Source organism: Stenotrophomonas sp. STEN020 (genome assembly GCF_056760195.1).
The window spans coordinates 1-9,167 of sequence record NZ_JBRREI010000095.1; the positions used below are offsets into that span (position 1 = coordinate 1).

9 protein-coding genes and 1 riboswitch are annotated in these 9,167 nt (G+C 65.6%); of the genes, 5 read left to right on the top strand and 4 right to left on the bottom strand.

The features are described 5' to 3' along the window. Nucleotides 1-144 precede the first annotated feature (144 nt). Nucleotides 145-954: a M23 family metallopeptidase gene (locus tag ACVOLZ_RS21700; RefSeq protein WP_481517937.1), complete on the bottom strand. Its 810-nt coding sequence runs from the start codon at nucleotides 952-954 to the stop codon at nucleotides 145-147. 117 nt (nucleotides 955-1,071) lie between these two features. Then, nucleotides 1,072-1,192, top strand: a riboswitch (SAM riboswitch). A 71-nt stretch (nucleotides 1,193-1,263) separates the two neighbouring features. Here ACVOLZ_RS21700 and metX point away from each other — a divergent pair. From metX to rarD, 4 genes are all read left to right on the top strand, one after another. Next, nucleotides 1,264-2,292 (top strand): homoserine O-succinyltransferase MetX, encoded by a 1,029-nt coding sequence (gene metX / locus ACVOLZ_RS21705; RefSeq protein WP_481517938.1) that lies wholly within the window; start codon nucleotides 1,264-1,266, stop codon nucleotides 2,290-2,292. Then, nucleotides 2,289-3,539: an O-succinylhomoserine (thiol)-lyase gene (locus ACVOLZ_RS21710; protein ID WP_481517939.1), complete on the top strand. Its 1,251-nt coding sequence runs from the start codon at nucleotides 2,289-2,291 to the stop codon at nucleotides 3,537-3,539. The genes metX and ACVOLZ_RS21710 overlap by 4 nt, the downstream gene beginning before the upstream one ends. Beyond that, entirely contained in the window at nucleotides 3,536-4,603 is a 1,068-nt protein-coding gene (locus ACVOLZ_RS21715; protein ID WP_481517940.1) for a homoserine dehydrogenase family protein, read from the top strand. The genes ACVOLZ_RS21710 and ACVOLZ_RS21715 overlap by 4 nt, the downstream gene beginning before the upstream one ends. A gap of 242 nt (nucleotides 4,604-4,845) precedes the next feature. Beyond that, nucleotides 4,846-5,727: an EamA family transporter RarD gene (rarD, locus tag ACVOLZ_RS21720; protein WP_481517941.1), complete on the top strand. Its 882-nt coding sequence runs from the start codon at nucleotides 4,846-4,848 to the stop codon at nucleotides 5,725-5,727. A 4-nt stretch (nucleotides 5,728-5,731) separates the two neighbouring features. Here the strand turns inward: rarD and ACVOLZ_RS21725 are convergent, their stop codons facing one another. The 3 genes from ACVOLZ_RS21725 to ACVOLZ_RS21735 form a co-directional block, all read right to left on the bottom strand. Beyond that, nucleotides 5,732-6,610: a hypothetical protein gene (locus ACVOLZ_RS21725; RefSeq protein WP_481517942.1), complete on the bottom strand. Its 879-nt coding sequence runs from the start codon at nucleotides 6,608-6,610 to the stop codon at nucleotides 5,732-5,734. 120 nt (nucleotides 6,611-6,730) lie between these two features. Then, a complete protein-coding gene (locus ACVOLZ_RS21730) occupies nucleotides 6,731-7,402 on the bottom strand; it encodes a hypothetical protein (RefSeq protein WP_481517943.1) in 672 nt (223 codons plus the stop codon). Then, complete coding sequence (locus tag ACVOLZ_RS21735; protein ID WP_481517944.1) at nucleotides 7,368-8,750, bottom strand: L-serine ammonia-lyase; 1,383 nt, start codon at nucleotides 8,748-8,750, stop codon at nucleotides 7,368-7,370. Before ACVOLZ_RS21735 ends, ACVOLZ_RS21730 begins: the two co-directional genes overlap by 35 nt. A 95-nt stretch (nucleotides 8,751-8,845) precedes the next feature. On the opposite strand from ACVOLZ_RS21735, the gene ACVOLZ_RS21740 reads away from it, so the two are divergent. Beyond that, nucleotides 8,846-9,076, top strand: coding sequence for a glutaredoxin family protein (locus ACVOLZ_RS21740; protein ID WP_481517945.1), 231 nt, complete (start codon nucleotides 8,846-8,848; stop codon nucleotides 9,074-9,076). Nucleotides 9,077-9,167: the final 91 nt, after the last annotated feature.

Genomic DNA, 9,167 nt, shown 5'->3' on the forward strand with positions numbered 1-9,167 from the left:
CGCCCCGGCCGGCCCGGCCCCCCCTCCGCCCCGCGCCCCCACCCCCCCCCCCCCGCCCCCCCCCCCCCCCCCGGCCCCCCCCCCCCCCCCCCCCCCCCCCCCCCCCCCCCCCCCCCCCCCCCCACTACAGGTGGAGCGGCCTGTTCAGGGGCCCTGACTGGGGAATTGCAGTTCGCCGCGCGCGCTGCCCATTCGGAACGGAATCGAGCGCAGCGCCAGCCCGGTATTGGCCTGCACCACGAAATGCAGGTGCGGTCCGCTGCTGTGGCCGGTATTGCCGGACAGGGCGATTGCCTGCCCGGCTACCACGCTCTGCCCAGGGCGGACGTTGGCGCTGCTGGCTTGTAGATGCGCGTACAGCGCCATGCTGCCGTCGCTGTGCAGGATGCGCAGCAGGCTTCCTTGTTCGTGGCTGTCGACCACCTGCATCACCCGGCCGGGACGCGCTGCCAGCACGGGGGTGCCTTCGGGCACGGGGAAATCCACCGCGTACAGGTTCTGCGCATCGCTATGGCTGTAGTGGCCGGCGAAGGCCTGGCTGACCCGAACGGTGTCAATTTGCAGCGGCATCAGATAGAGATGATCCTGCGGCTGCGCTGCCGGGTCGCCGGGAAACGCGTCCAGGGCCAAGCGCAGTGGATTGCCATCATCTGCCAGCCACAACAGGCTGCGCTTCTCTCCTGCAGCCAGCACGGTGGCGGCCGGTGCCCGGCTATCGCCCTGTAGGCGGACCTGTACCGGTCCAGCGGTCAGGTTACTGACCACGGCGCTGCGTCCGCCTGCACGTGCCTGCAACTGCAGGCTGGCGAAGGCGTCCGAGCTGGACGCCGCTACGGCAGGTGCCGATGCAGTGGGGAGTCTCCAGGCTTCGCGCCAGCGACTGCTTGGACTTGCTTCGGCGTCGCTGGCGCACAGCAGTGCCAGCGACAGCAGTACAGGAATGGTGCGGGGCACAGTGCGGTGTCCTTGGGGCAGGGCCTGATTGTGCCCGTTTGGTTGCCCTGGAAACTTATTCATCTCTTTATGCGAATAAAGCGATTGACAGTCGGGAAGGGGGCTGGCAATGTAGCGCCACCATCGAGACCGGCAGAGGGACAGGCCCTTTGAAGCCGGGGCAACCAGCGGACGCGCAAGCGGCTGCGTTTGGTGCCAAATCCTGCGGTGACCTCCGTGTCCGCCGAAAAGATGGTTCGATCCGTACCGCGTGTACGGCGAACACGAGCTCCGCGAAAGCTCGATGGCCGCTCCTTATCGGATACCGCCATGAGTTTCGCCACCGCTACCGCAGTCCAGCTTGCCCCCATTGTTCTCATCGACCGTACCGACAGCAGCGTTGCCGCTGTGCGTGGCGAGATCGAGGTGCAACTGCGCATGCGTCACGCAGGTCAGCGTGCGCTGCACCTGCGTTATGAGCTGGTAGGTGCTGCTGACGCACCGGTGGTACTGGTGGCCGGTGGTATTTCCGCGCACCGTCATCTCGGCGCAAATGCGGGCTATGCAGAAAAGGGCTGGGCCGAAGGTCTGGTCGGCGCTGGCCGCGCACTGGATCCGGCGTGTCGACGCTTGCTTGGTTTTGACTTCGTCGGTGCTGATGGCGAGCTGGATGCGCCTATCGATACCGCCGATCAAGCCGATGCCATCGCCGCCTTGCTGGACGCGCTGCATATCGAACAGCTGCATGGCTTCGTCGGCTATTCCTATGGCGCCTTGGTCGGCCTGCAGTTGGCCATCCGCCATCCGCGCCGGCTGCACAAACTGATCGCCGTCAGCGGCGCGCATCGTCCGCATCCGTATGCCTCGGCGTGGCGCGCATTGCAGCGCCGTGCCGTCGCGCTGGGGCAGCTGCAATGTGCGGAGAGCCACGGTCTGGCGCTGGCACGTCAGTTCGCCATGCTCAGCTACCGCACCCCGGAAGAATTTGGCGAGCGCTTCGACGCTGCGCCGGAAGTGGTCAATGGCCGTGTGCGCGTCGCCGCCGAGGACTACCTCGACGCGGCCGGTGCGCAATACGTGGCCCGCACCCGCGTCAACGCCTACCTGCGCCTGTCCGAATCCATCGATCTGCACCGGGTTGATCCGGCTGCGGTCAGCGTGCCGACCCTGGTGGTCGCGGTTGAAGGTGACCGGCTGGTGCCGCTGTCGGACCTGGTCGCGCTGGTCGAAGGCCTGGGCCAGCGCGGCAGCTTGCGCGTGCTGCGCTCGCCCTACGGTCACGACGCCTTCCTCAAAGAAACCGATCGCATTGACGCGATCCTCGCCACTGCCCTACGCCTGCCTGGAGAAACCGCATGAGCCTGTCCCACACTTCCGAAATCTCCTGCAGCCGGGCCACCGCCGCTGTGCGCGCGGGCATCGACCGCGATACCGCCTACGGTGCGGTGACGCCGCCGATCGTGCTGTCGTCCAACTTCAGCTTTGACGGCTTCGGCAACAAGCGCCAGTACGACTACACGCGCAGTGGCAACCCGACCCGCGACCTGCTTGGCGAAGCATTGGCCGAGCTGGAAGGTGGCGCCGGCGGGGTGATCACCGCGACCGGCATGGGCGCGATCAACCTGGTGTTGAATGCGCTGCTGGAGCCGGGTGATCACCTGGTGGTACCGCATGATGCCTACGGCGGCAGCTGGCGCTTGTTCAACGCGCTGGCCAAGAAGGGCCACTTCGAGCTGATCACCGCCGACCTGACCGATCCGCGCTCGCTGGCCGATGCGCTGGCGCAGTCGCCCAAGCTGCTACTGATCGAAACCCCGTCCAATCCGCTGTTGCGCATCACCGATCTGCGCTTCGTCATCGAGGCCGCGCACAAGGCCGGTGCCAAGGTAGTCGTGGACAATACCTTCCTGTCGCCGGCGCTGCAGACGCCGATCGCCTTCGGCGCCGACGTGGTGCTGCATTCCACCACCAAGTACGTCAACGGCCACAGTGATGTGGTCGGCGGTGCGGTGATCGCGCGTGATGCCGAAGTGCATCAGCAGCTGGTGTGGTGGGCCAATGCTTTGGGTCTGACCGGTTCGCCGTTTGACGCCTTCCTGACCCTGCGCGGCCTGCGCACGCTCGATGCGCGCCTGCGCGTGCATCAGGAAAACACCAGCGCCGTGGTTGAACTGCTGGCCGCCAGCGATGCAGTGTCCAATGTGTACTACCCGGGCCTGGAATCGCATCCGGGCCATGCGGTGGCAGCTCGCCAGCAGAAGGGTTTCGGCGCGATGCTGTCATTCGAATTGGCTGCCTGCGAGGGTGAAGATCCGTATGCAGCGGTGCGCGCGTTCCTGGATGGCCTGCATTACTTCACCCTGGCCGAGTCGCTGGGCGGCGTGGAAAGTCTGGTCGCGCATCCGGCGACCATGACCCACGCTGCAATGAGCGCCGATGCACGTGCATCGGCAGGCATCAGTGAGTGCCTGCTGCGCCTGTCGGTGGGCATCGAGTCCAGCGAGGACCTGGTGGCTGACCTGCAGGCCGGTCTTGAGCGTGCTGCCAAGGTGATTGCCGAAGCGCAGCTGGCAGCTGGCAACTGTAAAAAAACGGTGGATGCATGAGCGCGGTGCTGCGTCCGCTGGAACAGCCGCAGGCGCGGCTGGTGTTGTTGGGAACCGGTACGGTTGGCTCGGCCTTTGTTGCCCGCTACCAAGCATTGCAACAGCGGCAGCTGAGCCTGCCTTCACTGCATGTGGTGGCCAACTCGCGCGTCGCGCTCGCCTGCGAGGATGCGCCGGAAGCGGCGCTGTCGCGTGCGCGTGACGCGCAGCGGCAGGGTGATGAGCCGGTGCATCGCGAGGAAGTAGGGCGCCTGCGGGTTGGTGACATCGTGGTGGATGCCACCGCCAGTGAAGCCGTCGCAGCTGACCATGCACGGTGGTTGGCGCAGGGTATCCATGTGGTGACCGCGAACAAGTTGGGCAATGGCACTGCCTTGGCGCGCGCGCAGCAGATTGGCGCGGTGATTGCGAGCGGCGACGCCCGCTATGGTGACGCGGCAACGGTCGGCGCGGGCCTGCCGCTGTTGCGCAGCATCCGCGCCCTGGTTGCCGGTGGTGACCATGTGCATGCCATCGAAGGTGTGCTGTCCGGGTCGCTGGCCTGGCTGTTCGATCGTTATGACGGTAGCCAGCCATTCTCGGCCTGCGTGCGCGAAGCTGCGGCTGCCGGCTACACCGAGCCGGACCCGCGCATTGACCTGTCCGGTGAAGATGTGCGGCGCAAGTTGCTGATACTTGCGCGTGCTGCCGGTGTGCCGCTGGAAGCTGATCAGATCAAGGTTGATTCACTGGTGCCGGCGGCGTTGGCTGAACTTTCCGCCGAGGAGGTGGATGGAGCACTTTCGCTGCTGGACGCGCCGCTGGCAGAACATCTGCAGCAGGCACGGGCGCAAGGCTTGAAGCTGTGCTTCGTTGGCCGTCTGGATGCGCAGGGTGCAAGCGTTGGTCTGCGCGCGCTGCCGCAAGGCCACGCCCTGGCCGGTGGCAGTGGCACCGACAACCGGGTGGCGATCCACAGTGACCGCTACACTGCCCAGCCGCTGCTGATCCAGGGGCCGGGCGCGGGCGCCGAAGTGACCGCCGCAGCATTGCTGGACGACGTGTTGACCATCGTCAATCGCTGAGTGTCGCCGATGCAGCACCAATGTTGTGCTGCATCGCGGACTGATTGCCGACCCAGGCAGGGAGCTGCGAGGTCTGGCATCGACTGCACTCGCGAAGATGTCGAGTGGGCGGTGAAACCCACCCCTCGGCAGTAACTGTGCATTTCTCAGGCTTTATGATGCCGGGTGCTGGCGTCATGAAGCCTGCGTTGCCATGCCGCGCAGGTCGCACGCCGCTGCTTTCTTCCTCTGACAGGTGTGCTGTGTCCAAAGGTGTTCTGGTTTCGCTGGCAGCCTCCCTGCTGTTCGGTTTGATGTACTACGCCAGCCCGCAGCTGGCGCCGTTGCAGGGCGCCGAGATCTTTGGCTGGCGGGTGTTGTTCGCGGTGCCGTTGATTGCGCTGATGCTGCATGTGAGCGGTGAGAAAACCCTCATTGCCGATACCCTGCGACGCGTGCGGGTTGAGCGCCGGTTGTGGTGGGCGTTGCCGCTGTGCGCGGGCATGGTCGGGGTGCAGTTATGGCTGTTCCTGTGGGCGCCACTGCATGGCCGCGCGTTGCAGGTATCGATGGGCTACTTCCTGCTGCCTTTGGTGATGGTGCTGCTGGGGCGAGTGGTCTACGGCGAGCGCCTGTCGGCCCTGCAGAAGTTGGCCGTGGCCAGTGCCGCGCTCGGCGTGGGCTGGGCCTTGCTGCGCAACCACGGTCTGTCGTGGGAAATGCTGCTGGTGGCCTTGGGCTACCCGGCTTACTTCCTGCTGCGCCGGCACTTGCGTATCGGTCACCTCGGTGGGTTCTGGGTGGAACTGGTGCTGTTGCTGCCGGTGGCTTGGTGGGCGGCGATTGGTGATGGGCATCAGCTGCTGGCAGCGTTGGCGCAGAAGCCAGCTTTGTACGTGTTGATTCCGTTGCTCGGGGCGATCAGCGCGGTGGCGCTGATGTGCTACATGCTGGCCTCGAAGATGCTGTCATTCAGCCTGTTCGGCCTGCTTACCTATGTGGAGCCGGTGCTGCTGATGCTGGCGGCTTTGCTGCTGGGTGAGAGCGTCGGCCACGGGCAGTGGCCGACCTATGTGGCGATCTGGCTGGCGGTGGCGCTGTTGGCTCTGGAAGGCATGCTGAAGCTGGGCCGGCGCGCCGCCTGAGTGCTCAGCTGCGCTTGGCTCTGGCGGCGAGGTGCTGCAGGACTGCTTCACGGCTCATGCGCGCACCATTGCTGTCCACTGCGGTGAAGTCCACCCCGTTTTCCCAGAGCTGCGGGGCGAGCAGTACCGCCATGTCTTCGGAGGCGGTCTGCGACTGCAGGTTCAACAAGCGCTGGTTGAAGCCGGCCGCACGCAGCCACGCGTTGTAGCTGGAGTTGTGCTCGGTAGCGAACTGGACCTGGTAGTGGCACTCCTTGCGCTCCGCTTCGTCAGGGCGCGCATCACACTGCGGATTCCATTGGTGCAGGCCGATCACTGCATCGGCTTCCATCTGCCGTTGGTTGGCGGCAGCCCAAAGTGCCACGCACATGCTGGCGCAGTGCGAGCGAACTCGCACGGTGAGGTTGTTGCGGTTGATCAGACGTGCTGCTTCCAGGCCTGGATTGGCGTAGCCACCGCCGCTGGTGATATCGATGCGACGCACGCTTGGATGGGCATCCAGTTGTGCCTTCATGTCAGTGGCGAAGTTCCTGCCGACGCTGCCTTCGATGCGCAATACACTGCCGCCTTCCTGTACCGACATCTGCGCCTCGTCGATGTTCGCCATGGTCGTGGACTTCTCGCCCTGGATGACCATGGCTTCTGCGCCCGAGCCGGGTGCTGCAGCTGCGGGCGCTGCGACATCTGATGCAGTTGCGGCGGTGTCAGCAACTGCTGGCGCCGGCTTTCGATTGCCAAAGTAGTAGGCCAGCAACAGCAGGACCATCGCGGCAAGTACCAGCTTGATCAGGGTCGCCATGCCGTTGCCGGGCGCTGCGGTGCGTGCGGCCGAGCGCGGGCGTCGTATCGGTGCTTGCTCGCCAGATTCCTTTTCGCCGTGCATCCGCTCCCCCTGAAGCTGCGTTTTGATGGGCGATTCTGGTGTAACGAGCAGAGGCATTGCAATACGCATGTGCTGCGGATCGGGAGCGCTCGTTTCGAACTTGGCTGTGCTTGCTTGCGGCTAGCGCGGACGGCTGCGCCGGCACCACAGCGTGTGGGCCAGCAGCGCCAGCAACAGGAGGATGGCCAAGGGCAGGGCCAGCAGCATGTTGAGCAGCCCGGCCCACCAGGCCAGATCAATCTGCCAGCTGTTCCATGCCTTGCCATTGGCGGCTCTGATTGCAACAGCCATATCCATGCCGGCGGCTGCAGGCGGTGCTGTGCTCAGCTGGCCTGCCAGTCGGTAGTGTCCGGGTGGAATTGACGGCAGAGGCTGGGTGCAGCTGACGGTGGAGTTCGACCAGCTGTCCACGCGATGGAACGGGGCGGTGCCGGCGGCAAGCTGTTGCCCGTCGTTCGCCAGTAATCGCCACTGCAGCGTGATTGCGTCGGCGTCTGGCGTTCCTTGTTTCCATGGAGCGGTGCGGTGCGCGAACTCCTCGTCGCTCAAGCTGCCTGGGTGAAAATCCAGGTTCAACGCCCAGTGTTCCTGCAGGCGGATGCTGATGGGGATGTCGAAACTGCCATCGGTGGCGACGGCGCCTTGGCCGGGCGCGGCGGTCCAATAACTGCTCCACAGCCAGCTGGCGCCCAGCCAAAGCAACAGCAAAGCCAGCAGGCGCCAGCCCCAACGGGGCCAGCGCCGGTTTACGCGCGGATCAGCACTCGATGACGTTGACGGCAAGGCCGCCACGGCTGGTTTCCTTGTACTTGTCCTGCATGTCGCGGCCAGTGTCGCGCATGGTCTTGATCACCTTGTCCAGCGAGACCTTGTGCTTGCCATCGCCGCGCATGGCCATGCGGCTGGCGTTGATCGCCTTCACCGAGCCCATTGCATTGCGCTCGATGCAGGGGATCTGCACCAGCCCGCCGATCGGGTCGCAGGTCAGGCCGAGGTTGTGTTCCATGCCGATCTCGGCGGCGTTCTCGATTTGGCCGGGGTTGCCGCCCAGTGCCGCCATCAAGCCACCGGCCGCCATCGAACAGGCCACGCCCACTTCGCCCTGGCAGCCGACTTCGGCGCCGCTGATCGAGGCGTTTTCCTTGTACAGGATGCCGATGGCGGCTGCGGTCAACAGGAAGTTGAAAACGCCCTGTTCGTTGCTGCCCGGGCAGAAACGGTCGTAGTAATGCAGCACCGAGGGAATGATGCCGGCCGCGCCGTTGGTGGGCGCGGTGACCACGCGGCCGCCGGCGGCGTTCTCCTCGTTGACGGCGAGTGCGTACAGATTGACCCAGTCCAGCGTGGTCAACGGATCGCGCATTGCCGCTTCGGGGCGCGATGACAGCTCACGGTACAGGGTGGGTGCGCGGCGGCTGACATTGAGCCCGCCGGGCAGGGTGCCTTCGGAGCGGATGCCGCGGGTCACGCAGGACTGCATCGCGTCCCAGATCTCGCGCAGACTGGCGCGGATCTCTTCCTCGCTGCGCCAGCACTTCTCGTTCTCGTACATCATCTGGGCGATGCTCAGGCCGCTGCGTGCAGCCTGTGCCAGCAGCTCGTCGCCGCTCTTGAACGGGTAGGGGATCGGCGTCTGGTCGGGCACGATGCGGTCGTCGGCCGCGTCATCTTCATTGACCACGAAGCCGCCGCCGACCGAGTAGTAATCGCGGGTGGCGATGATCTGGTCGTCGGCATCGTAGGCGGTGAAGCGCATGCCGTTGGTGTGGTACGGCAGCTTCTGGCGCTTGTTCATGGCCAGGTCGCGCTTCTCGTCGAAGGCGATCTCGCGCTGGCCCATCAGCTTGATGCGCTTGCTGCTGCGGATGCGTTCCAGCGTGGCCGGGATGATGTCCGGGTCGATTTCGTTGGGGCGATGGCCTTCCAGGCCCAACAGGACCGCTTTGTCGGTGCCATGGCCGCGCCCGGTCAGGGCCAGCGAGCCGAACACCTCGGCGCGGATGCGCACAACGTTCGGCAGTTGGCCCGGGTCCAGCAGCCAGCGGTGGACGAAGCGCTCGGCCGCGCGCATCGGGCCGACGGTGTGTGACGAACTCGGGCCGATGCCGATCTTGAACAGGTCGAACGTACTGACGGACATGCTGATTCTGCGTACTGCGTTGAGATGGCCGCTATTCTACGGGTTCATTGCTGCAGGCCATGTCTGCAGCGCAGCATTCCTTGCGCAGGTGCCGAGTGGGATTGATCCTTTACCAACGTGATGATTGCCATTTGTGCGACTTGGCGCTGGCGGTGCTGGCGCAGGCGCGGGCGCCGGAATTCGAGAGTGTGTTCATCGATGACGATGAGGCGCTGGAGGCTGCCTACGGCGCGCGCGTGCCGGTATTGCGTGATGCGGCAGGCAGGGAACTGGAATGGCCGTTCGACGCGGCGGTGTTGACCGGCTGGTTGTCGCCTCACCTGTAGTGGGGGGGGGGGGGGGGGGGGGGGGCGGGGGGGGGGGGGGAGCGGGCGGGAGGCCGGGGCCGTGGAGCCCGCCCCGGGCCCGCCCGGCCGG

Bases quoted from the DNA above. Each gene is read 5' to 3' on its own strand.
- ACVOLZ_RS21710 (WP_481517939.1), top strand. From the start codon at position 2,289: ATGAGCCTGTCCCACACTTCCGAAATCTCCTGCAGCCGGGCCACCGCC.
- ACVOLZ_RS21715 (WP_481517940.1), top strand. From the start codon at position 3,536: ATGAGCGCGGTGCTGCGTCCGCTGGAACAGCCGCAGGCGCGGCTGGTG.
- metX (WP_481517938.1), top strand. From the start codon at position 1,264: ATGAGTTTCGCCACCGCTACCGCAGTCCAGCTTGCCCCCATTGTTCTC.
- ACVOLZ_RS21735 (WP_481517944.1), bottom strand. From the start codon at position 8,750: ATGTCCGTCAGTACGTTCGACCTGTTCAAGATCGGCATCGGCCCGAGT.
- ACVOLZ_RS21725 (WP_481517942.1), bottom strand. From the start codon at position 6,610: ATGCACGGCGAAAAGGAATCTGGCGAGCAAGCACCGATACGACGCCCG.